This is a genomic window from Ruegeria sp. I3, from assembly GCF_056532525.1.
The window spans coordinates 161,748-188,704 of the sequence record NZ_JBQFNI010000006.1 but is presented as its reverse complement, the minus strand read 5'-3'; the positions used below and the strand labels follow the sequence as shown (position 1 = coordinate 188,704).

The window sequence follows — 26,957 nt, the reverse complement described above, 5'->3', positions numbered from 1 at the left end:
GCGGCTCTTGTCTTCGATCGCATCTTTCGACTTACTGTTCCCGCCCGGCACACCACCGGGCGGGATTTTTTATTCGGAACTCCGGAGAGCGTAAATGCCCCTGTCCCATGACGAAATCACCCGGTTTCTGAAGTCTGTACACCCCTATGACTCGTTGCCCCATGATGCTTTGGACGATCTGGCCAAGCAGATCGAAGTGCGCGAAGTCGATGCCGATGGCAGCATTTACCAGTTGGGCAACGCTCTGCCCGGCGTCTTTGTGATCTATGAAGGACAGGTAGAAATTACCGATGAAAACGGCGCTGTCGTTTCGCATCTGGGATTGCGCAATTCTTTTGGTGAGCGCGGATTGCTGAAGGACGGCAAAGCCGCCACACATGCGCGCGCGCACACGCCGTCAGTATTGATCGTGTTGCCGCCAGACCTTGTGAAAAACCTGATCGAAGGTCACGATGTGGTGTCCAAGTTCTTTAACCGTTCACGCGGTGGGCGGAGCGGACCGCAAAGCCTGGCTACCAGTGCAATTGACGTGCTGATGGCTCGTGACCCTGCCACCTGCCCGCCCGATACACCGGTTCAAAACGCCGCGCAGATCATGCGCGACCGCCATATCTCATCGCTTTGCGTGACCGAAGGGGACAGATTGTTGGGTATCGCAACCCTCCGCGATATTTCCGGCAAATACGTCGCCGAGGCGATGCCCGCTGACACCGCGGTTTCGGCGATCATGACCGCCGATCCAATCATTCTTGCCCCGACAGATATCGGCTCGGACGTATTACACGTGATGATGGAACGTGGCATCGGTCATATTCCAATTTCCGAGGCCGGTAAGCTGGTCGGAATCGTAACCCAAACCGACCTCACCCGCTATCAGGCGGTCAATTCTGCCGAGTTGGTAGGACGAATTGCCCGCGCCGACAGCCCGCAAGAGATGGCTCAAGTCACCGCTGAGATACCACAACTTCTGGTCCAACTCGTCGCGGGTGGCAACCGGCACGAGATCGTTACACGGCTGATCACCGACATCGCAGACACTGCGACGCGGCGGTTGCTGGCACTGGCTGAGGCTGAACTGGGTGCACCGCCAGTGCCCTACTTGTGGCTTGCTTGCGGCTCGCAAGGACGGCAGGAACAGACCGGAGTTTCTGATCAGGACAATTGCCTGATGCTTGATGACAGTGTGGCAGACGGTGATATGGCCTACTTCGCTGCGCTGGCCAAATTCGTCTCAGACGGGCTGGATACCTGCGGTTATTTCTATTGCCCCGGTGACATGATGGCGACCAACCCTCGCTGGTGCCAGCCCGTGCGTGTCTGGCGCGAGTATTTCAATGGCTGGATCGCCAAACCCAACCCTGAGGCGCAAATGCTGGCCTCGGTGATGTTTGACCTGCGGCCCATCGGAGGGTCCTTCGATCTGTTCACCGACCTGCAGGCCGATACGCTGGCGGCAGCCAATGCGAATTCGATCTTTGTCGCGCATATGATTTCGAACTCACTGAAACACACGCCTCCTCTGGGCCTGCTGCGTGGATTCGCCACCATACGTTCGGGTGAGCATCGCAATACGCTCGACCTCAAGCATAATGGCGTGGTGCCTGTCGTGGATCTGGCACGCATCTACAGCCTGCAGGGACAATTAACCGAAGCGAACACCCGCGCCCGTCTTAGCGCCGCCGAGGCTGCGGGTGTGCTCAGCGCGTCTGGCGCACGCGATTTACTGGACGCATATGACCTGATCGCTGAGACCCGATTGGAACATCAAGTGCGTCTGGTCAAATCCGGGGATGCACCGGACAATTACCTGCCACCCGCTGAATTGTCGGACTTTGAGCGAAGTCATCTTCGCGATGCCTTTGTCGTGGTAAAAACCATGCAATCAGCGGTTGGCCATGGCAAAGGAATGCTGGGTTAAGAAACTGGAAATGAACGGAGAAATCACATGTTTCTGGAACTGATCGGCACGATTTTTGCAGGCTTTGCCTTTGCGGGTGTCGTGATGGTGGTAAACAAGCTGACCGGGGGCCGCTTGCCCAAATGGGCCGCGCCGGTTGCGGCAGGTGCGGGGATGATCGGTATGACGATTACCAGCGAGTATTCTTGGTATGACCGTACGCGCGACCAACTGCCCGACAGCCTCACCATCGTGCAGGAGGTGGAAAGCCGCGCCTTTTATCGCCCTTGGACGTACGCTGTGCCCTTTGTCGACCGCTTTGCTGCGATCGACGCCACATCGGTACGCACAAATGCCAATTTGCCGGACGAGCGTCTGGTTGATCTTTACTTCTTTGGACGCTGGGCACCGGTCTCGAAGATGCCGGTCGCTGTAAACTGCGCCGAAAACAGCCGCGCCAACCTGGCAGACGGGGCCGAATTCGCCGATGACGGACGTTTGCTGAACGCCAGCTGGATCAAGATCGACGCTGAAGATCCGGTGATCGAGGCAACCTGCGGGGTCTGACCATGTTGAACCATCTGAGCCTGCGCCTGAGGGTGTTCCTGTTCTTCCTATTACTTGCGGCAGGAGGGCTGATCATCAGCACCCTGGCTTTGTGGGTCGGTTATCAGAGGGCAAGTGATCCTGCCCTTATGGATGCATTCATCTTCGCAGAGATACTGATCGCTTTTGGAATGTTGGCGCTAGTTGCCGGAGTCTGGCTTCTTTTTGATGACAACGTTGCAAAACCGATCGAGCGGCTCTCGGCCCAACTCCGGGCGCGCGCACACGCCGGGGTCAGCACGGATTTGGACCTTCAGGCGGCGCGTTATTTGGGCGATCTGGCCCCCGCCGCCGCTGGACTGGCCGAACAACTGGCTGCCAACGCCATGACCACGGCTGAGGCCGTGGCCGCGGAAACGGCCCATCTGGCCTCGGAAAAACAACGTCTAACGGCGCTGCTGACCGAGATTCCGGTTGCAATGCTTTTAGCCGGACCGAAGCATCAGATCGTTCTATATGACGCGCAGGCGGCTGAGGTTCTGGCACAGATCGCACATCCCCGGTTGAACGCGTCGCTGTTTGACTATCTCGAAGCGACGGGCCTGACGGATTCTTATGCGAAGCTGGTCAAGACCGGGAAAGACGTCCATTGCACGCTGACCAGTGTTGATGGGCGGCAATCCTATTCGGCCCGTATGAAACCATTGGGCGATGCCCCTGGTTACATGCTGGTTTTCGATGACAGTGCTGCGCAGATCGACCCCGACGCGGCCCGCCCGCTGGTTTACGATTTCGAACTTCTCGACACACCCGGTGACGACGCGTTTGAAGATAGACCCCTGTTGGACCTCTGCTTCGTAGTCTTTGACACCGAAACCACGGGCCTGCTCCCGCATAAGGATGAGATCGTACAGATCGGTGCGGTGCGCGTCGTAAAGGGTAAGATCGTCGAAGGCGAACGGCTTGATACCCTGGTCGATCCCGGCATCCCGATCCCCCCAGCTTCAACCAAAGTGCATAAGGTTAGCGACCGGATGGTTCAGGGTGCGCCTGATATTGCCGAGGCCGGTCGCAGCTTTCACCAATTTGCCCGGGATGCCGTCATTGTTGCCCATAACGCACCATTCGACATGGCTTTCCTGCGCCGCCATGCCGAGCGTATGGGGGTGGAATGGAGCCACCCCATTCTGGATACGGTCCTGCTGTCGGCGGTGCTGTTCGGGGCAAGCGAAACGCATACGCTGGACGCGGTCTGCGAACGGCTTGGCATAACAATTCCCGAAGCCCTGCGTCACACGGCTTTGGGTGATGCCGTCGCGACCGCCGAAGTGCTGGTTCGGATGCTACCGATGCTTACGGCCCGTAATTTGGTGACCTTTGGCGACGTCATCACCGAGACTCGCAAACACGGACGGTTGCTTGAAGACCTGAACTGACCAGAAATTCCTAAAATCACCGCAGCTTTCCGTGGACAATCCCGGCGTCGCGTGGCACCTGAGACAGGCCCATGTACGAGCGCGCGATGACGGAAAAAACTTTCATTCCCAGCCCCGAGCAAAGCCTTGCCTTTCGCGAGGCCCTGGGCTGTTTCGGCACCGGCGTCACCGTTGTGACCACAAATACCTCCGAGGGCCCCGCCGCAATAACGGTGAACTCATTTGCGTCTGTATCGCTGGACCCGCCGCTGGTCCTGTGGTGTCTTGATCGGGATTCGAACCGGTACGACGCGTTCCACAACTGCGAACATTACGCGATCCACGTAATGGCGCAGGACCAGCACGACCAAGCATTGCAATTCGCGCGAAACGGGTTCGATTTTTCCCATGCGGATTGGCAGGAGGATGACGCCGGACGCCCCCGACTTGCGGAATGCCTCGCCCGCTTCGATTGCCGCCTGTCGGCCCGTCATGAGGCAGGTGACCACCTGATCCTTGTTGGTCATGTTGAACAGGTCATGCATCGCCCAGGTCAGGGGCTGATCTTCAAGCGCGGACAATTCGGCGGCTTCGCCGATCTGATCTAATCGTCCAGCGAGCCGTGGACGGCCAACGCTTCAAGTTGCGTCTCTTGCGGGGTGATCACTCGGAATGCCTCGTGCACCCCTGCCCCCGTCAGCTCTCGGGCGACGGTCAGCAATGTGTTCGGGGCATGATCTTCGCACAGCTCGGACATATGTGAGATTTCGGCCTGCGCCACTTCTAACGCGGCTTCAACCGAAGGCGCGCCGTAGAATTGCACGAAATGCTCGGCCAGATATTGCGTGATCTGGTCAATCTCGGCCTGCTCGACTTGTGTGACGGCAACAAATGTAACGCGCCCGAAGGTTTCAAGCCCCAGCCATCCATTGGCAAAGGCCTGACGCGCCTTGCCTTCCAGATCAGCCTCACTCCAGTTCGAAAACTCGAATCCGCCCGAGATGCACCATTCACCGGTTCTTGCGGGTGAATGAAACACGTTCATATCGCTTTCATCAAAATGGATAGCACGGGCGAGTTTCATCTTGCGATCTCCAATAATTCTGTCAGCGGGCGTATATGTGTGTCCGCGCCGTCACGGATCAGCATACCGAAGCGCTCATCGGTGCCCAGAAAGACACCCCCTTCTCCAATAGGTTCTCCGACACCGCGCAGCAGTCCCATCCACTCCGCGTGAAGCGGCGCGTTACCGTCCTCGTTCCAGCGGTTCAACCAGGTCAACATGTGACGCGACCAACTCTCGACCAACTGCGTCGCAGAAACCTCGGCGCATCCTTCATCATAGAGCGAGGTAACATCCGGTGTTTCCCCTGGTGCATCGCTGGTTTGAAGCAAGGCCAGTTCCCAACCAACGATCAGCCAATCGGGAACCTCATCCACCTCGGCAGACGACGCTGCAACTTTTATTGTCCCACATTTTGCACCGTTTACACAGATCAGCCCATCCCAACCCAAGTGCACCGCGACCTCGGGCGGGGCCAGCGCGCCCAGCGCATTCTGGAACCCGACAGCACAAAGCGGCAGCATTGCCATAGCATCCCGCAACGGAACCTCGGGCGCGAATACTATCGCAACGCGCAGACGATCCGCCTGAATATTGTGGACCACAGTTCCCGCGTCACAGCCCAGCGCTGCCATGGCCTGGGCCCGCTCGAACGGGTCTTCGCCGGCCTTGGCAGGTTGCCCTTTTAGCAATGGGGGAAAGACCGGCTGGGTCACGCGTTGCCCTTGGCAATCATGTCGCTGGCGATCTTGCGGAAGGCTTCGGCTTGCGGGCTGTCAGGTTTGCTGACCACGATGGGGGCACCCCCGTCGGCGGCAACTCGGATATCCAGATGCAGCGGAATTTCCCCTAGCAATGGCACGCCCAGCGCCTCGGCTTCTGAGGCAACACCGCCATGGCCAAAGACATGTTCTTCGTGTCCGCAATTCGAGCAAATATGCGTCGACATGTTTTCGATCATCCCAACAATGGGCGTCTTGAGCTGGTTGAACATATCGATCCCCTTGCGGGCGTCGATCAAAGCAACATCCTGTGGGGTTGAGACGACAATGGCTCCATCCACCTGAAACTTCTGGCTCAGCGTCAGTTGCACATCGCCGGTTCCGGGGGGCAGATCAACGATCATCACATCCAATGCGCCCCATTGCACCTGACTCATCATCTGCTGCAAGGCGCCCATCAGCATGGGGCCGCGCCAGACAACCGCCTGCCCTTCGTTGGTCATTAACCCCATCGACATCATGGTGACACCGTGATTGCGCAGCGGCAGGATCGTCTTGCCATCTGGGCTGGCCGGTCGCCCCGACACACCCAGCATCCGGGGTTGTGAAGGGCCATATACGTCTGCGTCCAACAGGCCTACGCGACGGCCTTCAGCAGCCAGCGCGCAGGCGAGGTTAGCCGACACGGTGGACTTGCCCACGCCACCCTTGCCCGACGCAACCGCGATGATCCGGTCCACACCGGGAACGGCCTGCGGTCCGGTTTGTGAGGGCTTGGGCTTGGGCTTCAAATCAGGCGGCGCCTTGTCCGAATGCGCGGTCAACATTGCCGAGACCTTGGAAACACCATCGACCATCTGTGCCGCCTGTTCGGCTGTGGCGCGTACGGGCTCCATCTTCTCGGCCTGTTTGGGATCGATCTCCAGCACAAACCGAACGGTATCGCCTTCTACATTCAATGCACGCACGATACCCGCGCTCACAATATCCTGACCAGAAACCGGATCGGTAATCTTCTTTAAGTTCGCTAGAACTGCATCACGGATGCTCATGCCGTCTTCCCCTTGATCCGCCCCGCGCTGGGCGCCTTGCGTATCGACAGAATATAGTCGCCGCTCATTGCATGTGTCTCCGTCTCATTTTGTACATTTGACGCATCGGGTCAGCCGCCGTTAGGCTTAACCATGCGCTTTGTCCTGTTGTGCCTGAGCCTGACGCTCACCGCCACCCCCTCTTGGTCGCAAGAGGCATTGGGCCTTGCCGCCCCGGATGAGGTGACAAACTCAGGTCTTTTGCAACATATTCTTCCGCGCTTTTCTCTCAAGACCGGTATACGTGTTGTTGCGGATGAAAGCGGCGTCATGTCACTGGCCCCAAGTTCGCCCGGCGATCCGGTCTTTGCCCGTGACGGGGTGGTCTATCATCTAAGAATCGACGACAGCGCCAAGCAGGTAAGGTTTCGTGAATGGCTACTTTCCGACATTGGCAGACGGACGGTTGAAAACTTCATCCCCGACGAGGGCACGCCCTTTAGCGCAAGTTTCGAAACTGCCGCTGTTACCAAAGAGGTCTTGGTCGACGGAAACGCGCTGCTTGGCGAAGATCTGTCGATGACACATTGTGGCCGGTGCCATGTGATTGGCCCACAGAATCGGATGAACGGGCTGGGTTCGACCCCGTCTTTCGCAGTGCTGCGCGCAATGCCCGACTGGTCGGAACGGTTTCAGGCGTTCTTTGCCCTGAACCCACACCCAGCTTTCACGCAGATCGAGGGCGTCACCGAACCTTTCCCGCCCGAGCGCCCCTCGCCGATCCATCCGGTCGAGATGAGCCTGGATGACCTCGAAGCAATTCTGGCTTTCGTGACCGCCATGCGCGCCGCCGATCTGGGCGCGCCACTGCAACTTCAGTGATCCTTGCGCTTTGAAAGGTAATCATCCGTTGTGACAACCCGAGGTCTGGGGGCGGATTGAAACGGATTGTCAGCGCTATGGAACTGGGCGTTCACCCGGCAATTGTCGCACATCTGGATCATCCGCGCCTGATCCGAGGTCGCGAACATCGGATGTGTGCCCGACAACTTTTCCATGATCCGCTCAACCGTTGATTTAACGCCAAACGCTGCGCCGCATTCGACGCATTCAAAGGGTTCCTCTTCATTCAGCACCTGTTGTGACAGCGCTTGGTCGCTCAGATCAAGCTGGGGCACTAGTGTGATCGCCTGTTCTGGGCAGATCGTTCGGCAAATCCCGCATTGCAGGCAGGCGTCCTGCTGGAAATTCAACTGCGGCTTGTCCGGGTTATCGATCAGCGCCCCCGATGGGCAAAGGGACACGCAACTCAGGCACAATGTACAGGTGTCGGTATTCACTGCAATCGCGCCATAAGGCGCGCCCTCGGGCAGGGCCAGCGGCACCTCGACCTCCGGGTTCAAAGCTTGCGCCGCCAGACGCGCTATTTGACGACGATTACCCAGTGGAAGCACCGGATCAGCCAATGGCTGCAGAACATCTTGCGCATAAAGCAGATCTGCCAGCGCATCCGGGTCGGTTTCATCGATCAGACTCAGCGCGTCGTACTCTGCGATTGCCAGAGCCAGCTCTAATTCACGATCAAGCGCGTCCCGTTCGGTCTTGGGGCTAATCAGGATATCGGCGCGCGCAAAGCCATGCGCCAGCGCTGCGAGCATCTCGGCATGTCCAAAGCCCGAAACCACATTCAGCTCCAGCGGAATGACATCCGCTGGCAGTCCCCGTCCAAACCGGGCCGCCATCCGGATCATCTGCGCCCCATGGGCGTCGTGCACCAGTAGTCGCGGTGCAACGCCGCCCGCGCGCCGGAAGGTCCGGGCCAGTATGTGCATCCGCGACAATACCGCCGAGACCGGAGGATCTTCATATGTGATGGCAGTCGACGGGCACAACGCCGAACACTCACCGCACCCGGCGCAAATCATCGGATCAATGGCTACATGATCGCCAGCCGGTGTGATCGCACCGGTCGGGCAGACGTCCAGACAGTTTGAACACCCCGTTTGTTCCGCTCGCGAATGGGCGCAAAGCGTCTCATCCAATCGGACATAGAGCGGTTTTTCAAAGGTCCCGACCAGTTGCACCGCTTCAAAAGCAAGACGCGCGACGGCCACCGCATCGCGGGGATCAGCGCGCAAGTACCCCTCGCGCTTTTCGGGGGCATTAACCAAAGGTGTTGCTCCGGTCAGATCAACAACAATGTCGCAACGCGACGTTGCACCGTCACGGGGTGCGCTCCAACCAAATTCTCCGCGTCCGCCGGGATCTAGTTGCTGCACCTGATCCAGATGCCAAACAAATCCGCCCAGCGCGCCGGTCAGTCTGCGTATCCGTGCGCGCGCAACGTCATAGTTGCGGCTTAGCGGTTCTGCATCGTCAACCAAAAGCACAGTCACGGCCAACACAGCGGACAGCTGTTCGGCCAACGGAAAGACAACCTCTCCGGGCCCCACAATACAGCAGGTTCCTTCACTGATGACATCGAAACTTGGGGTCACTGGCTGCGGCAGTAATGCCTCAGCCGCGAGCGCAGCCATTTTGGGGGTTGCATCGGTCCCCTGTTCGGACCAGCCAGCTCGGTCGCGCAGATCGACAAATCCGGGCGCTTCAACACCCAGTTCCTCGGCAAGCTCGCTAAAAACTGCACTTTCCTGAGCGCAGGCAAACACCACCTGCTCATCGCCCGTCATCAACTCGGCGGCAGTTTGAATCTGGCGCGTACAAAGGGCGGTATGCACCTTCGAGCACTCCGTATCGCAGGCTGCAGAAATACCATCTGCGTTCAGGGACTGCGTCCCCTCGCAATCACACAATATGAGCTTGCTGGCCATTTCCCCTCCCGACGCTGCGTTCTGCCCCATCAGCAGCTTAGACCCAATCCGCGCCGAGGCAATGCGAAGCATCAGAGAAAATCCCGATATGTGCATTATTTTTCATCACAAATCGCCATCAAAACCTGAAGTTGGAAATAAACTCTAACTGAATGTCTCATATTAGGCGAAACTAGACTTGGCAGGTCGCCAATTTATGTAACATAGTACATCAATGGAAGGCAGGGGAGAGCCTTCCGGGGAGGAGCCAGTGGCCAAGGCCGCAAGCCGGACTGAAATGACAATTGGCGTCGTCGTGCGCAGAACACCCGGGGTGACACGCTGGGCGCGTTGGAACTGGCGCGCGGTCGCTGTTTTGCCAGGTGCAGGGCCTGCCGACTGGCAAGAGTTGCGACGTGAAGGTGAGGCCATCGAATACCATGCAGCCACCCTGCCCCTCACCCTCTGGGCCGATGAAACCGAAGCCTACATGGTCAACCTGTCGGACGGTCAACCTTCGCTGTACCTGGTTTTGCGGGATGAGCTGAAAGGCGAAACACCCCTGAATGCCGTATTGATCACCGCCTCACCGTTCGAGGGGCAGGATTATGCGGATACCGGCGAAGAGATCGTTGAGAAGATTCCGATGACCGAAGGGTTGATTGCATGGCTCCGCGATTTCACCTTGCAGCATCATCAGGACGAGGTGTTCATAAAACGTAAACGGGATAAGAAACGCACCGATCTGGTGGAAGACGGCAAGGGCGATGCACGAATCCGGCAGGATTCAGATGTCTACCGGGCTCCGCGTCGGGTGCTGCAATGACCCAGGCCCGCGATTTCTGGTCCCGCCGCAAGGCCGCCGTTCAGGCCGAGACCGAAGCAGAAGCTTTGGCCGCAGAGGAACAGATTATCACAACGCGGCAAGCTGAGTTGGAGGAAAAAAGCGACGCCGAAATTCTTGCCGAGTTTGATCTGCCCGATCCCGACACGCTGGAAGCCGGCGATGATGTCTCGGGCTTCATGGCCAAAGCTGTACCTAACCGTTTGCGCCGCCGCGCCTTGCGGCGCCTATGGCGGTTGAATCCTGTTCTGGCCAATGTCGACGGGCTGGTCGATTACGGCGAGGATTATACCGATGCGGCCTGCGTGATTGAGAACATCCAGACCGCGTATCAGGTTGGCAAGGGTATGTTGGCGCATGTCGAAGCGCTCGCTGCCGAGGCAGAAGTGTCCGAAGCAGAAACAGAAGCTGACATGCCCGAGGCGATCGAGTCAGGTGAAGAACCGATCAACGCCGTCGAACCTGAACCGGAAGCCCCACAGATGGCTGAAATGGAAGAGCCAGAGGAAATCGAACTCCCCCCTGCTCCACGCCGTATGAAATTCGAATTCGAAGGATAACTCTATGACCGCAGACAACGCGCAAACATTGGATATCTCGGCTGAGGATCGTCTGCGTGCGGATTTCTATAATTTTCTTGGCCTGCTATTGGCCGGTCCACCCGATCAGTTGCTTTTGGATCAGATGGCCGGGCTAAGCGGTGATGACTCGGATCTAGGTCAGGCCATTCAGGCAATGGCACGGGTGGCCAAGGTGACCAAGCCTGCCGCCGCAGAGCGCGAATTCAACGCACTGTTCATCGGATTGGGCCGAGGCGAACTGTTGCCTTATGCCTCTTTCTATTTGACCGGGTTCCTGAACGAAAAACCGCTGGCCCAGCTGCGCAATGACATGGCAGCGCGTGGGATCACGCGGGCGCAGAATGTCTATGAACCCGAAGACAACATCGCCTCGCTGATGGAGATGATGGCGGGCATGATCGTCGGTCGGTTTGGCGCACCTGCCTCGCTCGACGATCAAAAGGCGTTCTGGAACAAACATATCGGCCCCTGGGCCGCGCATTTCTATTCGGATTTGGAAGGTGCCGAGAACTCGGTCCTCTATGCCTCGGTCGGCACGGCCGGTCGGGTGTTCATGGAGATTGAGCGTGAAGCCTTCCGAATGACGGCAGCGTGAACCGCTGTCATTCGCCAGCGCCCTTCGGGGCGCTAAACTGCAAATGGGAAAGGAGAAGCCCATGAGCAAGACCAAGGAAGAAGGCGCAACCCGCCGCGACTTCCTCAAACTGGCCGGAACCGCAGCACCCGCTGCTGTCGCCGCCGCCAGCCTGACCGGACAAGCTGAAGCAGCCGAGTTGCCGACGGACGAGACCCGGATGCAGGACACCGCGCACACGCGCGCTTACCTCGACAGCGCCCGGTTCTAACCCGGACGAAGTCACCACCCGACAGACGGTTGCGATTGGCCCTGACGTCGGTTTTGCGAAGTACCAAGCCAGCCGTGGCTTACACGGCGCGCAAGGGAGGAAAGAAATGCTTAGGAAAAAGACCAACGGGGTTGCGAGACGCCCCCAGCGGACAAGTATCCTGTCCCAGGTCGGCGAGAAAACCGTCGATCGCCGCGCATTCCTGCGTGGCTCGGGCCTGACGATCGGCGGCCTTGCCGCGATCAGCGCCACGGGTGGAACCGTGACGCCCGCCAGCGCCCAGACAGCGGCAAACACCGCCGTTGAGAATATCAAATCCGTATGCACTCACTGCTCGGTCGGCTGCACGGTCGTTGCCGAGGTACAGAACGGAGTCTGGATCGGGCAAGAACCCGGCTGGGACAGCCCATTCAATCTGGGTGCACACTGCGCCAAGGGGGCCTCGGTCCGCGAGCACGCCCATGGCGAGCGCCGCCTGAAATATCCGATGAAAAAGGAAGGTGGCGAGTGGAAGCGCATCAGCTGGGAAGAGGCGATCAACGAGATCGGCGATGGCATGATGAGCATCCGCGAAGAATCCGGGCCGGACAGCGTGTACTGGCTGGGGTCTGCGAAGCACAATAACGAACAGGCCTATCTGTTCCGCAAGTTCGCCGCCTATTGGGGCACGAACAACGTGGACCATCAGGCGCGTATCTGCCACTCGACCACTGTTGCGGGTGTTGCGAATACATGGGGCTACGGCGCCATGACCAATTCGTATAACGACATGCACAACAGCCGGGCCATCTTCATCATCGGTGGTAACCCGGCCGAGGCGCACCCCGTCTCGCTGCTGCATATTCTGCGTGCGAAAGAGCAGAACAATGCGCCTTTAATCGTCTGCGACCCGCGCTTTACGCGCACCGCGGCCCATGCGGATGAATATGTCCGCTTCCGCCCCGGCACAGACGTTGCGCTGATCTGGGGTATCCTGTGGCACATCTTCGACAACGGCTGGGAGGACAAAGAGTTCATCCGCACCCGTGTCTGGGGGATGGACCAAATCCGTGAAGAGGTTGCCAAGTGGAACCCGGATGAGGTTGAGCGCGTCACCGGTACGCCCGGCTCGCAGCTGCGCCGCGTCGCACGGACCATGGTGAACAACCGCCCCGGTACCGTTGTATGGTGCATGGGTGGTACGCAGCACACCAACGGCAACAACAACACTCGCGCCTACTGCGTGCTTCAGCTTGCGCTTGGCAACATGGGCACCTCGGGTGGTGGCACCAACATCTTCCGCGGCCATGACAACGTGCAAGGCGCGACAGACCTTGGTGTTCTGTCCCATACCCTGCCCGGCTACTATGGCTTGTCAAAAGGCGCATGGGGTCACTGGGCCCGTGTCTGGGGTGAAGAGCCCGAGTGGCTTGCAGGCCAGTTCGCCACGATCAAGGATAAGGAAGGCAAGGATAAACCGCTGCAGAATGAGCGCGGCATCCCGGTTTCCCGCTGGATCGACGGTGTTCTCGAAGACCCAGCTAACATGGATCAGGACAACAACGTCCGCGCCATGGTTCTGTGGGGCCACGCGCCCAACTCGCAGACCCGGATGACGGAAATGAAGACGGCGATGGAGAAGCTGGACATGCTGGTCGTGATCGACCCGTATCCCACCGTCTCGGCCGTGCTGCATGACCGCACCGATGGCGTCTATCTGCTGCCCGCCTGTACGCAGTTCGAAACCCGTGGCTCGGTCACGGCCTCGAACCGATCGCTGCAGTGGCGGGACCGCGTGGTCGAACCTCTGTTCGAAAGCCTGCCGGACGAGGTCATCATGGCCAAGTTCGCCAACAAGTTCGGCTGGGCGGATCGGTTCTTCCGCAATATCGAGATGGAAGATCCCGAAACCCCGAATGTTGAAAGCATCACGCGTGAGTTCAACAGCGGCCTTTGGACAATTGGCTATACCGGTCAGTCGCCGGAACGTCTGAAAAGCCATATGGCCAACCAGCACACGTTCGACAGAACCACGCTGCAAGCCATTGGTGGCCCCAACGACGGCGAGTATTACGGTCTGCCCTGGCCCTGCTGGGGAACGGCTGAGATGGGTCATACGGGGACACCAAACCTGTATGATATGTCCAAACCGGTGGCCGAAGGTGGCCTGACCTTCCGCGCCCGTTTCGGCGTGGAACGGGATGGTGACAACCTGCTGGCCGAAGGGGTCTATAGCGTTGGGTCGGAAATCCAGGATGGTTATCCGGAATTCACGATGCAGATGCTGATGGACCTTGGCTGGGACGGTGACCTGACGGCTGAGGAACGTGCGGCCATCGACGCCGTTGCGGGACCAGAGACCAACTGGAAAACCGACCTTAGCGGCGGTATCCAACGGGTCGCGATTGCCCATGGCTGTGCGCCCTTCGGGAACGCAAAGGCACGCGCGGTCGTATGGACCTTCCCGGATCCGATCCCACTGCACCGCGAGCCGCTCTATACAAACCGGCGCGATCTGGTGGAGGACTATCCAACCTACGATGACCGTCAGGCCTATCGTCTACCTACCCTTTATGCGTCGATCCAAAAGAACGACTTTTCAAAGGATTACCCGATAATCCTCACGTCTGGTCGTCTGGTCGAGTATGAGGGTGGCGGCGATGAGACGCGGTCGAACCCGTGGCTGGCTGAGCTCCAGCAGGACATGTTCGTCGAGATCAATCCGCGCGATGCCAACAACCTTGGTATTCGGGACGGATCACAGGTCTGGGTCGAAGGTCCTGAGGGCGGCAAGGTCAAGGTGATGGCGATGCTGACTAACAGGGTCGGCGCCGGTGTCGCCTTCATGCCCTTCCACTTTGGCGGCCATTTCCAGGGCGAAGACCAGCGGCACAAGTATCCTGCTGGTGCAGACCCCTATGTGCTGGGTGAAAGTACCAACACCGCCCAGACCTATGGCTATGATTCAGTGACCCAGATGCAAGAGACCAAAGCGACTCTCTGCAAAATCTGGTCAGCGTAAGGAGGACGATAATGGCTAGAGCAAAGTTTCTCTGCGACGCTGAACGCTGCATCGAGTGTAATGCCTGCGTAACCGCGTGTAAGAACGAGCACGAGGTGCCGTGGGGCATCAACCGCCGCAGGGTGGTGACGATCAATGACGGCAATCCGGGTGAACGCTCGATCTCGGTGGCCTGTATGCATTGTTCGGATGCGCCCTGCATGGCGGTGTGCCCGGTCGACTGCTTCTATCAGAACGAAGAAGGGGTCGTCCTGCACTCCAAGGACCTGTGCATTGGCTGCGGCTATTGCTTCTATGCGTGCCCGTTTGGCGCACCGCAATACCCGCAGGCGGGCAACTTCGGATCGCGAGGCAAGATGGACAAATGTACCTTCTGTGCTGGCGGCCCCGAGGAAACGCACTCGACCGCAGAGTTCGCCAAATACGGTCGCAACCGGATCGCAGAGGGCAAATTGCCCATCTGCGCCGAGATGTGTTCTACCAAGGCCCTGCTCGCCGGCGATGGCGACGTGGTCTCGGCTATTTACCGTGAGCGTGTCGTCGCGCGCGGATTTGGTTCGGGCGCTTGGGGTTGGGGCACGGCCTACGATCAGAAAGACGGCTGACCCCGTCTACCAAAGCAAAACGGATGACCCGCAGATGTGGGTCATCCTGCATTGGATTTTTATTGAGGTTCCGATGTTGCGCTTATTCATCGCTTTCCTGCTTTCGCTAACGCTGACCCAAGTTGCGGGCGCTCAAACCAGTGAGGGGGCCGCCCCTGCGGATTCGACCAACCGGTCTACAACCGGCGGCGCGACCACGCTTGAGGACATTCTGGCCCGCCAGCGTGGCGAGAAGGTCGACAACAGCTACAGGTCTGAAAACACCGGTCAGGGCAATGTTGAAGGCCTGCTGGGACAGTTCGGCACCCGCGGTGTTGCCTCTGACAGTGACGTCTACCGCGCGCTGCGTTACGGATCTGCGGACGTCACCGTTTCATCTCAGGGACCTGCGGACAGCGTGCTGATTCAAGACGGCGGCATGTGGTGGTTGAACTTCCGAACTGGCCCGTTGCGTGAATATGGAACCTACATTCTGGGCGGAATGCTTGCGATCATTGTGCTTTTCTTTCTGATCCGAGGAAAAATCCGCATCGACGGAGAAAAAACCGGCCGCACGGTCCTTCGTTTCAATAGTTTCGAACGTTTCGGTCACTGGCTCTTTGCCGGGTCGTTCCTTGTGCTCGGCATCACAGGCCTGCTGACCCTTTATGGCCGCGATTTCTTGATCCCGGTCTTTGGCAAAGAAGGGTTCGCCACTATCGCGCAAGGGTGCAAGTGGCTTCACAACAACCTCGCATGGGCCTTCATGTTGGGTCTGATAATCATCACCATAAACTGGATTGCCCATAACATCCCCAACAAGACCGACCTGAAATGGTTGGCCGCCGGAGGGGGCTTGTTCACCAAAGACAGCCATCCACCAGCCAAGAAATTCAATGCGGGTCAAAAGATAATCTTCTGGGCTTGCATTCTACTGGGTGTCTCTATCAGCCTGTCAGGCCTGTCGCTGCTATTCCCGTTCGAGCTGCCGATGTTCGCCAAAACCTTCTCAATCGCCAACTCGACAGGTATTCCGCAGGCGTTGGGTCTGAACCTGCCAGTGCAGATGTCACCGCAGGAAGAGATGCAATATGCCCAAGTCTGGCATGTCATGGTCGCCTACGTGTTCATCGCCATCATCATCGCCCATATCTACCTTGGCTCGGTTGGCATGGAGGGTGCGTTTGACGCCATGGGCACCGGTGAAGTCGAAGAACAATGGGCACGCGAGCACCACTCGCTGTGGCTGGAAGAGGTGCAAGAAAAAGAGGCGGGCAAGGCAGCGGCCTCACCTGCAGAATAGATGCGCTGGCTCGCTCTTGCGCTTGTTTTGACCCCCCTGCCCGCCTGGTCCGAGTTTTTCACGCTCAAAGGCCATGGCGGGCCGATCATGGGGATCGCTTCGGCGCCGGATGGGCGTATCGCAACGGCCAGTTTCGACAATTCGGTCGGTCTCTGGACCGGACAGACACCGGAATGGCTGGAGGGGCACGAAGCGGCAGTGAACTCGGTCGTTTTCAATGGCACTGCAATCTATTCTGCCGGGGATGACTTCACCCTCCGCCGCTGGCCCGGCGGGGATGTAGTCGGGCAGCACAAAGGCAAGATTATCGGCATTGCAGCGTCGAAAACTCATATCGCGACGGCCAGCTGGGATGGCACCATCGGCCTGTGGCCGGTGGACGGGTCCGAGCCGACCCTGCTTGGGCCAATCGGCAGCGGGGTGAATGCAGTTGTTTTTACGCCGGACGGAAAGCAGCTTTATTCGGCAGGTGTCGACGGAGCGTTGCGTATCTGGGATGTCGCCAGCGGTCAGGAAACAAATCGCCTGATTGAGCATGGTTTTGGCATCAATGAATTGGTCCTGAACGCACATGACAACTGGATCGGCTACGGTACCGTCGATGGAGTGACACGCATCCTGAGCCTCACCACCGAAGAAGAACATGACTTTACGTTGGATCGGCGCCCGATCCTCGCCATGGCATTGAGCCCCGATCGCAAGCTGTTGGCTGTCGGTGATGGTGAGGGCTTTATAATGGTCATCGACACTTTCGAATGGCGCATTGCACAAGATTTCCGTGCCACCCTGCGCGGTCCGGTTTGGGCGCTCGCTTTTTCTGCCGATGGTCAAAATCTTCACGCAGGCGGCATTGATGAGGCAATGTACAGCTGGCCCGTTTCAGCGCTGGGCGATCGCGAACAGATGGCCGCTGCCGAACCCAGCTTTCTGAAAGACCCAAGCGAGATGGGCAACGGAGAACGGCAATTTGCGCGCAAATGTTCGATCTGTCACAGCCTGACGCCGGATGGGGGTCGACGTGCGGGTCCTACCTTGCACGACATCTTTGGGCGGAAAGCGGGCACATTGCCCGATTATTTGTACTCGGATACGCTGCAAGACTCTGATATTATTTGGAATGAAGAGACAATAAATGCTCTTTTCGACGAAGGCCCGGACCACTACATTCCGGGGTCAAAGATGCCAATGCAGCGGATCACGCAAGCACAGGACCGGTTAGATCTGGTCGCGTTCCTGCGCAGCGCCACCGCACCGCAGGATTGAGCCGGAGGAGAACATGAAAGCCTTTCTGACCGCCGTCGCCGCGATGGTCGTGATCACTGTCGCCGCTCCTTACACGCTGGATCAATTCGGTTTCAGCGCCGCCGACAAGACGTCCGGTTCGGCTGTACGCCTCGACTGAATGCCGCAATACCTGACCACCCGCGAATTGGCGGATCTGCTGCGCATTGGTGAGCGGAAGGCCTATGATCTGGCATCCTCGGGCGAAATCCCCTGTGTACGCGCCATGGGCAAGCTGTTGTTCCCAAAAGCCGAGATCATAGCGTGGCTCAACGCCTCACGCTCTGGCCCCGATGTCGTCGAACCACCCCTGCCGCCGATCGTGGCAGGTAGCCACGATCCCCTGCTGGACTGGGCTTTGCGGGAAAGCGGCTCTGGGCTTGCGACTTACTATGATGGGTCTTTCGACGGGCTGAATCGTCTCGCGGAGCGCAGCGCACAGGCGGCGGCCTTGCATATCCACGAACCGGAAGGCTTCAACACTCAGACCCTGCGCGACACGATGGGCGAAGCACCTGTGATCCTCTACCAGATTGCCAACCGGCAGCGCGGCCTGTTGCTGGCACCTGGCACCTCGGACATCTCGGGGTTTCAGGATCTGAAAGGCATACGGATCATTCTGCGGCAAGACAGCGCCGCCAGCCAGCGTCTGTTCGATGCACTGCTCGGCGCCCACGGTCTGGGTCGTGATGATCTGAACACCCTGCCTGTTTGCGCCCGCACCGAAGAAGAGCTGGCCACCGCCCTGCGTGACGGCAAGGCAGAGGTTGGTTTTGGCCTCGGTGCACTGGCGCGCCCGTACGGGCTAAGTTTCGTGCCCACCCATTCCGAGCGTCTGGACCTTGCAATCTGGCGCCGCGCCTTCTTCGAGGTCCCCATGCAGACGCTGACCCAGTTTTTGAAATCCGAGCGTTTTATCGAACGCGCTGATGAACTAGGCGGCTATGATCTCGCAAATCTGGGTCGGATCCACCACAACGGCGCCAGTGGCTGATCCGTCGTCCATCCCTTGTTGCGCCAACCCAAGGCGAACTTACTGTGCGTTTGGAAAAAACAACTGCTCACCATCCAGCGTGTAAGACGCAATCGCCGCCTGCCCATCAGGACCGGTCAGCCAGTCGATGAACCTCTGCCCGGCAGCGGCGCGGACGCCTGTGTGCTTTTCAGGGTTCACAAGGATTACACCATATTGATTAAACAGGCGCGGATCGCCCTCGACCAAGACCTCCAGATTGCCCCGGTTTCCGAAAGACAACCAAGTCGCCCGGTCGGTCAGAGCATACGCGTCCATGCCGCTGGCCACGTTCAGCGTTGCCCCCATCCCCGATCCGGTCTCGCGATACCAAGTCCCCGAGGCCTCCGTCGGGTCAACGCCGGTCGCCTCCCAATAGCGCATCTCGGCTTTGTGAGTGCCGCTATCATCACCGCGCGAGGCAAACGGCAGTTTCGCTTCGGCCAAAGCGGTCAAAGCGGTTACAATGTCGTTGCCCCCGGCAATTCCGGCCGGATCAGATTTTGGGCCAACCAATACAAAATCATTGTACATGACATCGAACCGTTCGACACCCCAACCGTCCGCTACAAACTGCTCTTCAGCGGGCTTGGAGTGAACCAGAAGAACATCGCCATCGCCGTTGATTGCGTTCCGGATCGCCTGACCGGTCCCGACGGCCACAACCCGTACATCGATACCTGTTTCAGCCTCAAACCCCGGCAGGATATAGTCCAGCAGACCCGAATTCTGCGTCGAGGTCGTTGATTGCACAACGATAAAGGGTTCTTCGGCCAAACCTGCGCCTGCGGTCAGCCCAAGCGCGACAATTGATGCCCGAACGAAATCAGGGATCATTCGAAGTCTCCATCTCTGTTCATCAGGTTACCAGACCGCCAGCCAGATACCGGCGCGACTCGTTGCTTTTGGGGGCTTCCAGAACCTGCTGCGCCCTTCCGTGTTCCACCACACGCCCTGCCTGCATCATCACGATGTCAGATGCCAGGCGCCGCGCCTGCCCGATGTCATGCGTCACCATCACGATGCGCACACCCCGGGCCGAGGCGCGCAAGACCATCCGTTCGATCATCTGCATAGCACTTGGATCCAGTGCGCTGGTGGGTTCGTCCAGGAACAAGGTCTTGGGGTCTAAGGCCAACGCGCGCAGGATCGCCAACCTTTGCGCCTCGCCACCAGACAGCGAACGCGCGGATTGACGTGCTTTACCATCCAGTCCTCCTTCGGCCAGCAAAGCTTCGATACGATGCCTGCGCAAGGCACGGGGCATCGATTTCCGCTTTAGCACAAAGTCCAGATTGGCCGCGACCGAGCGGCGCAGCAGCACGGGGCTTTGAAACACCATCGCCTGCCGCGCTTTGTGGGCTGCATTCAACACAACACCGTCCTGACAGACACGCCCGCTGTCGGGTTGAATCAGACCATGCAGACAACGCAGCAACAGACTTTTGCCAGCGCCGTTTGGACCCAAGATCATGGTCGGACCCGGGCCATCCAGGCACAAATGCGGGACATCGAGCAGCACCTTGCCTTCGCGTGCAATGTGCAACCCTTGGACCTCTAACATACCCGGCGCCTCGGTCACGACATCACGCATGGCGCAGCCCTTCCCGCTCGGCCCGCAGGGTCAACGCGCTGACCATCGCGTTTACCGCCACGGCCAAACCGATCAGGATCACACCCAAGGCCAGCGCTAGCGCCAAGTTCCCCTTCGAAGTCTCAAGCGCAATCGTGGTCGTCATCACCCGCGTCACGTGATTGATATTACCGCCGACGATGATCACCGCCCCAACCTCGGCGATTGCCCGGCCAAACCCGGCCAGTAATGCGGTGACCAGTGCCAGACGCGCGTCCCACAACAGCACCGGGATCGAAGCCAACCGCGATACGCCGAGCGAGCGGAGCTGCTCAGAATACTCCTCGGCCAGTATCTCGACTACCTGCCGGGTAAGTGCGGCCATGATCGGCGTCACCAGCACCACCTGCGCTATGATCATTGCGGTGGGGGTGTAGAGAAGTACCAGCACCCCCAGAGGACCGGATCGGGACAACATCAGGTAGACCAGCAAACCGACGACGACTGGTGGGAACCCCATCAGAGCGTTCACAAGGATAATCAGCGCCCGCCGTCCCGGAAACCGCGCGACGGCCAAAGCTGCCCCAATAGGCATCCCGATGACCGCCGAAATCAGAACAGCAAAGATCGAAACACGCAGCGACAACAACACAATTGCCCACAGCTCTGCATCCCCTTCGAGGATCAGCGAGAGCGCCTGAGTGAATTCTGATGCAAATCCCTGCATATTCTACCATTCATGCCGTATGCTGTGACAAAATGCTATGAATTACAGGGAAATACTAAAGGTTCTGGCCAGCAAGTACAGGCACAAATTCGACATTCAAAACTAAGAACGCGGCCCTGACGGGGCCGCGTTTGATTGGCACGTCTTTTGCTGTAGCTGGTTCAGTTCAGCGCAGCGTCGGTGATCTGATGTGTCCATGCCCCTTCAGGCTTTTTGGTGATAACCGGATCAGATCCGCCCGCCAGCAGGGTATCAACCGTGCGATCGAAATCGGCTGGATCCAGCGCCCCGTTCGACCCTGCGGTCAGCTTGGCAATCTCGCCCATCATGCGCTTTTGATGCTCCTCGGTCTGGGCACCGGTCGCGTCGTTTTCGAGAACGATCTCGGCGGCTTCATCCGGGTTCTCTTCGGCGTATTTCCAACCCTTCATCGAGGCACGGACAAACCGTTCCATCTTGTCGGTGAAGGCCGCATCGCTCAAATTTTCTTCAAGCACATATAGACCATCCTCAAGCGTGGCGACGCCCTGATCTTCGTATTTGAAGGTTACTAGTTCTTCAGGCGTGACACCGGCATCAATGACCTGCCAATACTCATTGTAGGTCATGGTGCTGATGCAATCGGCCTGACGCTGCAGCAGCGGGTCGACGTTAAAGCCTTGTTTCAGCACTTCGACACCGCTGTCGCTTTTGCCATCGGTACCGATTCCCAGCTGACTCATCCAGCTCATGAACGGGAATTCGTTGCCGAAGAACCAGACTCCCAGCGTGCGATTTTTGAGATCTTCGGGCGAGGCAATCCCCGCATCTTTCCAGCAGGTCAGCATCATGCCCGAGCTCTTGAAAGGCTGCGCGATGTTCACCAGAGGCAGACCCTTTTCGCGCGCAGCAAGTGCAGCCGGCATCCATTCCACCGTAACGTCTGCTCCGCCACCTGCGATCACCTGTGTAGGCGCAATATCAGGACCGCCGGGCAGAATGGTGACGTCCAGCCCCTCTTCTTCGTAGAACCCTTTGTCTTTTGCCACATAATAGCCCGCAAACTGCGCTTGCGTGACCCACTTCAATTGCAGTGTCACCTCATCCGCAGCAAGTGTCGCACTGGCTGCCAGGCTAAAGGCCGCAACCGCCCCACTGAGTAGCTTCTTCATCTTCATATCTCCTAGTTGCTTATGTTTGCCCCGTTTATGGGGTCTGTTGAATTATTCCTTTATCCTCGCTGCGACGGATGCCAGAAGGTCACCGCCTTTTCGATCATCGCCACTACGCCATAGAAGGCCGTCCCCGCCAGCGCGGCCACCACAATCTCGGCCCACACCATGTCCAGCGACAATTGCCCGACGCTGGTCGATATCCGAAAGCCCATGCCCAATGTGGGGGAGCCAAAGAACTCAGCCACGATAGCGCCGATCAGCGCCAGAGTGGTAGAAATCTTTAGCCCGTTGAAAATAAACGGCATCGCGGCGGGGAGGCGAAGTTTCAGGAAGCTCTGCCAATAGGTGGCGGCATAGGTCTCCATCAGATCGCGCTGCATCGTTGTGGCTTCGCGCAGCCCTGCCACCGTGTTCACCAGCATCGGGAAGAACACCATCACTACGACGACCGCCGCCTTGGAATGCCAGTCGAACCCGAACCACATCACTAGAATGGGTGCGGTGCCCACGATCGGCAGCGCTGCAACGAAGTTGCCGACGGGAAGAAGCCCGAGGCGCAGGAAATCCCATCTATCCACGGCAATTGCCATGAGAAAGGCCGAACCGCAGCCGATGATGTAGCCGCTGAGTGCTCCCTTGATGATCGTTTGAACAAAGTCAGCCCAAAGTGTCGGCAAACTGTCCCAGAAACGGTCCCAGATGACTGATGGTGCGGGCAGGATGACCAAGGGCACTTCTAGTCCACGCACCACCAGTTCCCAGATGCCAATCACGGTCAGACCGAAGATCAGGGGCGCAAGAAACCGCACCATCCGTGTGTCAGAATAGGGTCCGCTGGCCAGAAGGCTGTTCAACCACCAGCCCAATAACCAGACTGCGATTGCACCAAGAATAGGTATCATTGTGCCATCCCCATTCGTTTCAGGACGGTCCGCTCGATCAGCCCCAGCAACCCGACGAGACAGGCGGCGAGAATGGCCGCAGCAAACAGCGCCGACCAGATCTGTACCGTCTGGCCATAGTAGCTACCGGCCAACAGCCGTGCACCCAACCCGGCAACAGCCCCGGTCGGCAGTTCTCCAACAATGGCCCCGACCAGCGAAGCAGCGACGCCAATTTTCAGCGATGTAAACAGATAGGGCATCGAGGCCGGCAGCCGCAGTTTCCAAAACCCTTGCGAACGGCTGGCATTGTAGGTTCGCAGCAAATCCAACTGCATAGCATCCGGACTGCGCAGCCCTTTTACCATGCCTACGACGACGGGGAAGAAACTCAGATACGCCGAAATGATCGCCTTCGGAATGATCCCTTGAACCCCAACAGAATACAGAACAACAATGATCATCGGAGCCAACGCAATGATAGGAATGGTCTGGCTGACGATCGCCCAGGGCATCACCGACAGATCCATCACCCGACTGTGCACGATCCCGACCGCCAGTAGGATGCCCAACCCGGTTCCGATAGCAAAACCCAGCATCGTGGCGCTCAGCGTGACCCAGCCATGATAAATCAGAGAGCGTTTCGAGGTGATTTTTTTCTCAATCGTGGTTTCCCACAACTCAATCCCAACTTGATGCGGTGCAGGCAGCCGCGGGCGGTCCTGCGCCCATGTGGCTGGGATTGCAAACGCGTTGTTCAAGGCCAGACCGATCTCACCCATGTCACGGCGATCCTTGGCTGAAGGTGGTTGGACTTCAGCACCCGCGCGCTCCTGTTCGGTCAGAACCCCTTTGATATTCATAGGAATACAGGCCGCGTACCAGACAACGACAATGGCGGCGATCACGGTGAGGACTGCAATGATCTGCTTCATGCGTGCCACTCCATCCGAATGACAGGCACCGTGTCAGGTGGCACCGGAGGCTCTCTTCCCGTCTCAACAAAGCCCTCGCGCCGATAAAACCGTTGCGCGTCGACATTTGGCACATGTGTGGTCAGCCAAAGATGGTCGCGCCCCTCCTTCGCCTTATCCAGCAATTGCTTGCCGATGCCCTGTCCAGTGCGCAAACAATACAGCGCACCAACCTTATGTTCGACCGGATCGACAGACATATAGCAATCAATCGGATCACCTGCGATCCAGATGTCCCTGTTCGGAAACGCCTCAAGGATCAGATCCGCCAGCTTTTCTTCTGGCAATTCCTCGGGTATCCAATCGGCCTGGGCGGCCCAGGTCGCGATGATGCGCGCGCAATCCCCCACATCTTCGCGGGATGCCCGTCTGATGCCTTTATCCGCCATCACACATCATCCCCATGACCCGCTCGCAATCCTTCTCGCACGCGGTGGGCGACCTCGATAAACTCGGGCGTGTCACGGATATCCAAAGGCCGCTCTTTCGGCAGAGGGCTATCGATCACATCCGTGATCCGGCCAGGCCGAGGGCTCATCACCACGATCTTGGTGCTGAGATACACGGCTTCGGGGATCGAATGTGTTACGAAACCGATGGTCTTCTCGGTGCGCGCCCATAATGCCAGAAGCTGTTCGTTCAGATGGTCGCGCACAATCTCATCCAGCGCACCGAACGGTTCGTCCATCAGCAGAATATCCGCATCAAATGCCAAGGCCCGCGCAATACTGGCCCGCTGTTGCATCCCGCCCGAGAGCTGCCAGGGGAACTTACCGCCAAATCCATCAAGATCAACAAGTTCCAGAACCTTTCTAACGCGATCCTCCTGCTCGGTAGAGGAATAGCCCATGATCTCAAGCGGCAGCTTGATGTTCTTTGCAATGGTCCGCCACGGGTAGAGCCCGGCCGCCTGAAACACATACCCATAAGCGCGCTTTCGCCGTGCTTCGTCAGGCGTCATGCCATTCACGGTCAGGGTCCCGCCGGTCGGTGTTTCCAGCGCTGCGATACAGCGCAGGAACGTCGTCTTGCCGCAGCCCGAGGGGCCGATAAAACTAACGAACTCCCCCTTGCCAATCGACAAGTTCACATCTTTCAGCGCGTGAATAGGCCCATCATTCGTCTGAAATGTAAGATCCAGCTGCCTTGCCTCAATAACGGGCTGAGTAGTATTTTCTGTGTTCATTCCATTGCCTTGAAGAAGCTCAGACCCGGGTCGCCGGAAAGGCGACCCAAGGGGTTTATACACCCGTTGCCGGTATACCTGTCCGCTCAACAGGCCGGGGCGCTGTCAACTCTTTCCAGGTGCTCAGCGCCTTGTTCACATGGGTATTGGCCTCACGTGCCACGAACTTCCCGTGCCCTTCCTGAGTCTGAATCTCGCCATCATGTACGGCCACCGCACCGCGGGTCAGCGTGAACCGGGGCAACCCGCGCACTTCCTTGCCTTCGAACACGTTGTAATCGATCGACGACTGCTGCGTATCGGCCGAGATCACCTTGGCCTTATCCGGATCCCAAACCACCAGATCAGCATCCGCGCCCACGAGAACCGCACCTTTTTTCGGATAACAATTCAATATCTTGGCGATGTTAGTTGAAGTAACAGCCACGAACTCATTCGGTGTCAACCTACCTGTATTCACCCCATGTGTCCAAAGCATCGGCATCCGATCCTCCAGCCCTCCGGTCCCGTTCGGTATTTTGGTGAAATCACCCACGCCATATCGTTTCTGCTCGGTGGTAAAGGCACAATGGTCCGTTGCTACGACGCTCAGCGTTCCTGACTGCAAACCGTTCCACAAGCTATCCTGATGCTGTTTGTTCCGGAACGGAGGGCTCATGACTCGCCGCGCCGCGTGCTCCCAATCGTGGTGGAAATATTCGCCTTCATCCAAGGTCAAATGTTGGATCAAAGGCTCTCCCCATACCCGCTTGCCCTGCATCTTGGCGCGCCGAATGGCCTCATGGGCCTCCTCACAGGATGTATGCACCACATAAAGTGGTACTCCCGCCATGTCGGCAATCATGATCGCGCGGTTCGTGGCCTCACCCTCAACCTGAGGCGGGCGGGAGTAGGCATGCGCCTCTGGCCCGGTATTACCTTCTGCCAATAGCTTCGCACTCAGCTCTGCAACCACATCGCCATTCTCGGCATGAACCATCGCGGTGCCACCCAACTCGGCCAGACGCTTGAACGAAGCAAACAGCTCATCGTCGTTCACCATCAGCGCGCCTTTATAGGCCATGAAATGCTTGAACGTATTGATGCCACGCGTCTCGATGACGGTTTTGATGTCGTCAAACACCTGCTCGCCCCACCAGGTCACCGCCATATGGAACGAATAATCACAGTTCGCGCGCGTAGACTTGTTGTCCCAACGCTTCAGGGCGTCCAACAGGCTTTCGCCCGGATTAGGCAACGCGAAATCCACAACCATCGTGGTCCCACCTGCCAGCGCTGCGCGCGTGCCGCTTTCGAAATCATCGCTGGAATAGGTTCCCATAAACGGCATTTCCAGATGCGTGTGCGGGTCGATCCCTCCGGGCATGACATAACAGCCCGATGCATCAAGTTCCTTATCACCTCGCAGGTCCGGCCCAATCTCAGTAATCACACTACCTTCGACCTTTACATCCGCCTTATAGGTCAGATCAGCGGTCACAACGGTTCCGTTCTTGATTACAGTGCTCATGTTAAACTCCCTGATGC

The 26,957-nt window shown here is 58.2% G+C and carries 28 protein-coding genes; 15 read left to right on the top strand and 13 right to left on the bottom strand.

Features of this window, described 5'->3' with window-relative positions; translation table 11 throughout:
* Positions 1 to 94 precede the first annotated feature (94 nt).
* From ACR0L9_RS16510 to ACR0L9_RS16495, 4 genes are all read left to right on the top strand, one after another.
* Entirely contained in the window at positions 95 to 1,918 is a 1,824-nt protein-coding gene (locus tag ACR0L9_RS16510; RefSeq protein WP_170405191.1) for a DUF294 nucleotidyltransferase-like domain-containing protein, read from the top strand.
* A gap of 27 nt (positions 1,919 to 1,945) precedes the next feature.
* Entirely contained in the window at positions 1,946 to 2,464 is a 519-nt protein-coding gene (locus ACR0L9_RS16505) for a hypothetical protein (RefSeq protein WP_170393351.1), read from the top strand.
* Positions 2,465 to 2,466: 2 nt separating this feature from the next.
* Positions 2,467 to 3,879, top strand: coding sequence for a 3'-5' exonuclease (locus ACR0L9_RS16500; RefSeq protein WP_170421193.1), 1,413 nt, complete (start codon positions 2,467 to 2,469; stop codon positions 3,877 to 3,879).
* Between the two features lie 86 nt (positions 3,880 to 3,965).
* Positions 3,966 to 4,466: a flavin reductase family protein gene (locus tag ACR0L9_RS16495; RefSeq protein ID WP_170595890.1), complete on the top strand. Its 501-nt coding sequence runs from the start codon at positions 3,966 to 3,968 to the stop codon at positions 4,464 to 4,466.
* Here the strand turns inward: ACR0L9_RS16495 and ACR0L9_RS16490 are convergent.
* The 3 genes from ACR0L9_RS16490 to ACR0L9_RS16480 are packed head-to-tail and all read right to left on the bottom strand — an operon-like array spanning position 4,463 to position 6,695.
* Positions 4,463 to 4,942: a DUF6505 family protein gene (locus tag ACR0L9_RS16490; protein ID WP_480896142.1), complete on the bottom strand. Its 480-nt coding sequence runs from the start codon at positions 4,940 to 4,942 to the stop codon at positions 4,463 to 4,465. The two genes, ACR0L9_RS16495 and ACR0L9_RS16490, sit on opposite strands and share 4 nt — an antisense overlap.
* Positions 4,939 to 5,637, bottom strand: a complete 699-nt coding sequence (locus ACR0L9_RS16485) for a biotin/lipoate--protein ligase family protein (RefSeq protein WP_170393355.1) — start codon at positions 5,635 to 5,637, stop codon at positions 4,939 to 4,941. Before ACR0L9_RS16485 ends, ACR0L9_RS16490 begins: the two co-directional genes overlap by 4 nt.
* A complete protein-coding gene (locus tag ACR0L9_RS16480; protein ID WP_170610245.1) occupies positions 5,634 to 6,695 on the bottom strand; it encodes an Mrp/NBP35 family ATP-binding protein in 1,062 nt (353 codons plus the stop codon). The genes ACR0L9_RS16485 and ACR0L9_RS16480 overlap by 4 nt, the downstream gene beginning before the upstream one ends.
* A 132-nt stretch (positions 6,696 to 6,827) precedes the next feature.
* On the opposite strand from ACR0L9_RS16480, the gene ACR0L9_RS16475 reads away from it, so the two are divergent.
* Positions 6,828 to 7,556 carry a hypothetical protein gene (locus ACR0L9_RS16475; RefSeq protein WP_480896140.1) on the top strand — a complete coding sequence of 243 codons (729 nt, stop codon included), beginning with the start codon at positions 6,828 to 6,830 and terminating at the stop codon, positions 7,554 to 7,556.
* On the opposite strand, the gene ACR0L9_RS16470 is transcribed toward ACR0L9_RS16475, so the two are convergent.
* Positions 7,550 to 9,505: a 4Fe-4S binding protein gene (locus tag ACR0L9_RS16470; protein ID WP_480561851.1), complete on the bottom strand. Its 1,956-nt coding sequence runs from the start codon at positions 9,503 to 9,505 to the stop codon at positions 7,550 to 7,552. The genes ACR0L9_RS16475 and ACR0L9_RS16470 overlap by 7 nt on opposite strands.
* 250 nt (positions 9,506 to 9,755) lie before the next feature.
* Here ACR0L9_RS16470 and ACR0L9_RS16465 point away from each other — a divergent pair, with 250 nt between their 5' ends.
* From ACR0L9_RS16465 to ACR0L9_RS16420, 10 genes are all read left to right on the top strand, one after another.
* The gene (locus ACR0L9_RS16465; RefSeq protein ID WP_170510438.1) at positions 9,756 to 10,310 is read left to right on the top strand and encodes a DUF3305 domain-containing protein; all 555 of its coding nucleotides are present in this window, start codon (positions 9,756 to 9,758) and stop codon (positions 10,308 to 10,310) included.
* Positions 10,307 to 10,888 (top strand): DUF3306 domain-containing protein, encoded by a 582-nt coding sequence (locus ACR0L9_RS16460; RefSeq protein ID WP_480896139.1) that lies wholly within the window; start codon positions 10,307 to 10,309, stop codon positions 10,886 to 10,888. The genes ACR0L9_RS16465 and ACR0L9_RS16460 overlap by 4 nt, the downstream gene beginning before the upstream one ends.
* A gap of 4 nt (positions 10,889 to 10,892) precedes the next feature.
* The gene (locus ACR0L9_RS16455) at positions 10,893 to 11,504 is read left to right on the top strand and encodes a TorD/DmsD family molecular chaperone (protein ID WP_480896137.1); all 612 of its coding nucleotides are present in this window, start codon (positions 10,893 to 10,895) and stop codon (positions 11,502 to 11,504) included.
* 61 nt (positions 11,505 to 11,565) lie between these two features.
* A complete protein-coding gene (locus ACR0L9_RS16450) occupies positions 11,566 to 11,754 on the top strand; it encodes a ubiquinol-cytochrome c reductase iron-sulfur subunit N-terminal domain-containing protein (RefSeq protein WP_068334771.1) in 189 nt (62 codons plus the stop codon).
* 106 nt (positions 11,755 to 11,860) lie between these two features.
* A complete protein-coding gene (locus ACR0L9_RS16445; RefSeq protein ID WP_170393362.1) occupies positions 11,861 to 14,755 on the top strand; it encodes a formate dehydrogenase subunit alpha in 2,895 nt (964 codons plus the stop codon).
* 11 nt (positions 14,756 to 14,766) lie between these two features.
* A complete protein-coding gene (gene fdh3B, locus ACR0L9_RS16440; RefSeq protein ID WP_037307340.1) occupies positions 14,767 to 15,360 on the top strand; it encodes a formate dehydrogenase FDH3 subunit beta in 594 nt (197 codons plus the stop codon).
* A 73-nt stretch (positions 15,361 to 15,433) separates the two neighbouring features.
* Positions 15,434 to 16,642 carry a formate dehydrogenase subunit gamma gene (locus ACR0L9_RS16435; RefSeq protein WP_480896136.1) on the top strand — a complete coding sequence of 403 codons (1,209 nt, stop codon included), beginning with the start codon at positions 15,434 to 15,436 and terminating at the stop codon, positions 16,640 to 16,642.
* Positions 16,643 to 17,905, top strand: a complete 1,263-nt coding sequence (locus ACR0L9_RS16430; RefSeq protein ID WP_480896135.1) for a c-type cytochrome — start codon at positions 16,643 to 16,645, stop codon at positions 17,903 to 17,905.
* Between the two features lie 13 nt (positions 17,906 to 17,918).
* On the top strand, positions 17,919 to 18,044 hold the full coding sequence (locus tag ACR0L9_RS16425; protein ID WP_255612119.1) for a hypothetical protein: 126 nt from the start codon (positions 17,919 to 17,921) through the stop codon (positions 18,042 to 18,044).
* Entirely contained in the window at positions 18,045 to 18,917 is an 873-nt protein-coding gene (locus ACR0L9_RS16420; protein ID WP_480896133.1) for a substrate-binding domain-containing protein, read from the top strand. It abuts the gene before it with no gap.
* A gap of 39 nt (positions 18,918 to 18,956) precedes the next feature.
* Here ACR0L9_RS16420 and ACR0L9_RS16415 read toward each other — a convergent pair whose 3' ends face one another.
* The 9 genes from ACR0L9_RS16415 to hydA form a co-directional block, all read right to left on the bottom strand.
* Positions 18,957 to 19,772 (bottom strand): ABC transporter substrate-binding protein, encoded by an 816-nt coding sequence (locus tag ACR0L9_RS16415; RefSeq protein WP_480896131.1) that lies wholly within the window; start codon positions 19,770 to 19,772, stop codon positions 18,957 to 18,959.
* 22 nt (positions 19,773 to 19,794) lie between these two features.
* Positions 19,795 to 20,529: an ATP-binding cassette domain-containing protein gene (locus ACR0L9_RS16410; RefSeq protein WP_480590700.1), complete on the bottom strand. Its 735-nt coding sequence runs from the start codon at positions 20,527 to 20,529 to the stop codon at positions 19,795 to 19,797.
* Positions 20,522 to 21,235, bottom strand: coding sequence for an ABC transporter permease (locus tag ACR0L9_RS16405; RefSeq protein ID WP_480896129.1), 714 nt, complete (start codon positions 21,233 to 21,235; stop codon positions 20,522 to 20,524). The genes ACR0L9_RS16410 and ACR0L9_RS16405 overlap by 8 nt, the downstream gene beginning before the upstream one ends.
* A 161-nt stretch (positions 21,236 to 21,396) precedes the next feature.
* The gene (locus ACR0L9_RS16400) at positions 21,397 to 22,386 is read right to left on the bottom strand and encodes an ABC transporter substrate-binding protein (RefSeq protein WP_170393369.1); all 990 of its coding nucleotides are present in this window, start codon (positions 22,384 to 22,386) and stop codon (positions 21,397 to 21,399) included.
* 59 nt (positions 22,387 to 22,445) lie between these two features.
* Complete coding sequence (locus ACR0L9_RS16395; protein WP_170610228.1) at positions 22,446 to 23,291, bottom strand: ABC transporter permease; 846 nt, start codon at positions 23,289 to 23,291, stop codon at positions 22,446 to 22,448.
* Complete coding sequence (locus tag ACR0L9_RS16390; RefSeq protein WP_170626033.1) at positions 23,288 to 24,205, bottom strand: ABC transporter permease; 918 nt, start codon at positions 24,203 to 24,205, stop codon at positions 23,288 to 23,290. Before ACR0L9_RS16390 ends, ACR0L9_RS16395 begins: the two co-directional genes overlap by 4 nt.
* A complete protein-coding gene (locus ACR0L9_RS16385) occupies positions 24,202 to 24,633 on the bottom strand; it encodes a GNAT family N-acetyltransferase (RefSeq protein WP_480584784.1) in 432 nt (143 codons plus the stop codon). The genes ACR0L9_RS16390 and ACR0L9_RS16385 overlap by 4 nt, the downstream gene beginning before the upstream one ends.
* The gene (locus ACR0L9_RS16380; protein ID WP_480896127.1) at positions 24,633 to 25,430 is read right to left on the bottom strand and encodes an ABC transporter ATP-binding protein; all 798 of its coding nucleotides are present in this window, start codon (positions 25,428 to 25,430) and stop codon (positions 24,633 to 24,635) included. Before ACR0L9_RS16380 ends, ACR0L9_RS16385 begins: the two co-directional genes overlap by 1 nt.
* A gap of 55 nt (positions 25,431 to 25,485) precedes the next feature.
* Positions 25,486 to 26,940, bottom strand: coding sequence for a dihydropyrimidinase (gene hydA / locus ACR0L9_RS16375; protein WP_480896125.1), 1,455 nt, complete (start codon positions 26,938 to 26,940; stop codon positions 25,486 to 25,488).
* Positions 26,941 to 26,957: the final 17 nt, after the last annotated feature.

Excerpts from the sequence above, each read along its gene's own strand:
- ACR0L9_RS16510 (WP_170405191.1), top strand. The coding sequence starts at position 95 with ATGCCCCTGTCCCATGACGAAATCACCCGGTTTCTGAAGTCTGTACAC.
- ACR0L9_RS16505 (WP_170393351.1), top strand. The coding sequence starts at position 1,946 with ATGTTTCTGGAACTGATCGGCACGATTTTTGCAGGCTTTGCCTTTGCG.
- ACR0L9_RS16500 (WP_170421193.1), top strand. The coding sequence starts at position 2,467 with ATGTTGAACCATCTGAGCCTGCGCCTGAGGGTGTTCCTGTTCTTCCTA.
- ACR0L9_RS16495 (WP_170595890.1), top strand. The coding sequence starts at position 3,966 with ATGACGGAAAAAACTTTCATTCCCAGCCCCGAGCAAAGCCTTGCCTTT.
- ACR0L9_RS16490 (WP_480896142.1), bottom strand. The coding sequence starts at position 4,942 with ATGAAACTCGCCCGTGCTATCCATTTTGATGAAAGCGATATGAACGTG.
- ACR0L9_RS16480 (WP_170610245.1), bottom strand. The coding sequence starts at position 6,695 with ATGAGCATCCGTGATGCAGTTCTAGCGAACTTAAAGAAGATTACCGAT.
- ACR0L9_RS16475 (WP_480896140.1), top strand. The coding sequence starts at position 6,828 with ATGCGCTTTGTCCTGTTGTGCCTGAGCCTGACGCTCACCGCCACCCCC.
- ACR0L9_RS16470 (WP_480561851.1), bottom strand. The coding sequence starts at position 9,505 with ATGGCCAGCAAGCTCATATTGTGTGATTGCGAGGGGACGCAGTCCCTG.
- ACR0L9_RS16460 (WP_480896139.1), top strand. The coding sequence starts at position 10,307 with ATGACCCAGGCCCGCGATTTCTGGTCCCGCCGCAAGGCCGCCGTTCAG.
- ACR0L9_RS16455 (WP_480896137.1), top strand. The coding sequence starts at position 10,893 with ATGACCGCAGACAACGCGCAAACATTGGATATCTCGGCTGAGGATCGT.
- ACR0L9_RS16450 (WP_068334771.1), top strand. The coding sequence starts at position 11,566 with ATGAGCAAGACCAAGGAAGAAGGCGCAACCCGCCGCGACTTCCTCAAA.
- ACR0L9_RS16445 (WP_170393362.1), top strand. The coding sequence starts at position 11,861 with ATGCTTAGGAAAAAGACCAACGGGGTTGCGAGACGCCCCCAGCGGACA.
- fdh3B (WP_037307340.1), top strand. The coding sequence starts at position 14,767 with ATGGCTAGAGCAAAGTTTCTCTGCGACGCTGAACGCTGCATCGAGTGT.
- ACR0L9_RS16435 (WP_480896136.1), top strand. The coding sequence starts at position 15,434 with ATGTTGCGCTTATTCATCGCTTTCCTGCTTTCGCTAACGCTGACCCAA.
- ACR0L9_RS16430 (WP_480896135.1), top strand. The coding sequence starts at position 16,643 with ATGCGCTGGCTCGCTCTTGCGCTTGTTTTGACCCCCCTGCCCGCCTGG.
- ACR0L9_RS16425 (WP_255612119.1), top strand. The coding sequence starts at position 17,919 with ATGAAAGCCTTTCTGACCGCCGTCGCCGCGATGGTCGTGATCACTGTC.
- ACR0L9_RS16420 (WP_480896133.1), top strand. The coding sequence starts at position 18,045 with ATGCCGCAATACCTGACCACCCGCGAATTGGCGGATCTGCTGCGCATT.
- ACR0L9_RS16415 (WP_480896131.1), bottom strand. The coding sequence starts at position 19,772 with ATGATCCCTGATTTCGTTCGGGCATCAATTGTCGCGCTTGGGCTGACC.
- ACR0L9_RS16410 (WP_480590700.1), bottom strand. The coding sequence starts at position 20,529 with ATGCGTGATGTCGTGACCGAGGCGCCGGGTATGTTAGAGGTCCAAGGG.
- ACR0L9_RS16405 (WP_480896129.1), bottom strand. The coding sequence starts at position 21,235 with ATGCAGGGATTTGCATCAGAATTCACTCAGGCGCTCTCGCTGATCCTC.
- ACR0L9_RS16400 (WP_170393369.1), bottom strand. The coding sequence starts at position 22,386 with ATGAAGAAGCTACTCAGTGGGGCGGTTGCGGCCTTTAGCCTGGCAGCC.
- ACR0L9_RS16395 (WP_170610228.1), bottom strand. The coding sequence starts at position 23,291 with ATGATACCTATTCTTGGTGCAATCGCAGTCTGGTTATTGGGCTGGTGG.
- ACR0L9_RS16390 (WP_170626033.1), bottom strand. The coding sequence starts at position 24,205 with ATGAAGCAGATCATTGCAGTCCTCACCGTGATCGCCGCCATTGTCGTT.
- ACR0L9_RS16385 (WP_480584784.1), bottom strand. The coding sequence starts at position 24,633 with ATGGCGGATAAAGGCATCAGACGGGCATCCCGCGAAGATGTGGGGGAT.
- ACR0L9_RS16380 (WP_480896127.1), bottom strand. The coding sequence starts at position 25,430 with ATGAACACAGAAAATACTACTCAGCCCGTTATTGAGGCAAGGCAGCTG.
- hydA (WP_480896125.1), bottom strand. The coding sequence starts at position 26,940 with ATGAGCACTGTAATCAAGAACGGAACCGTTGTGACCGCTGATCTGACC.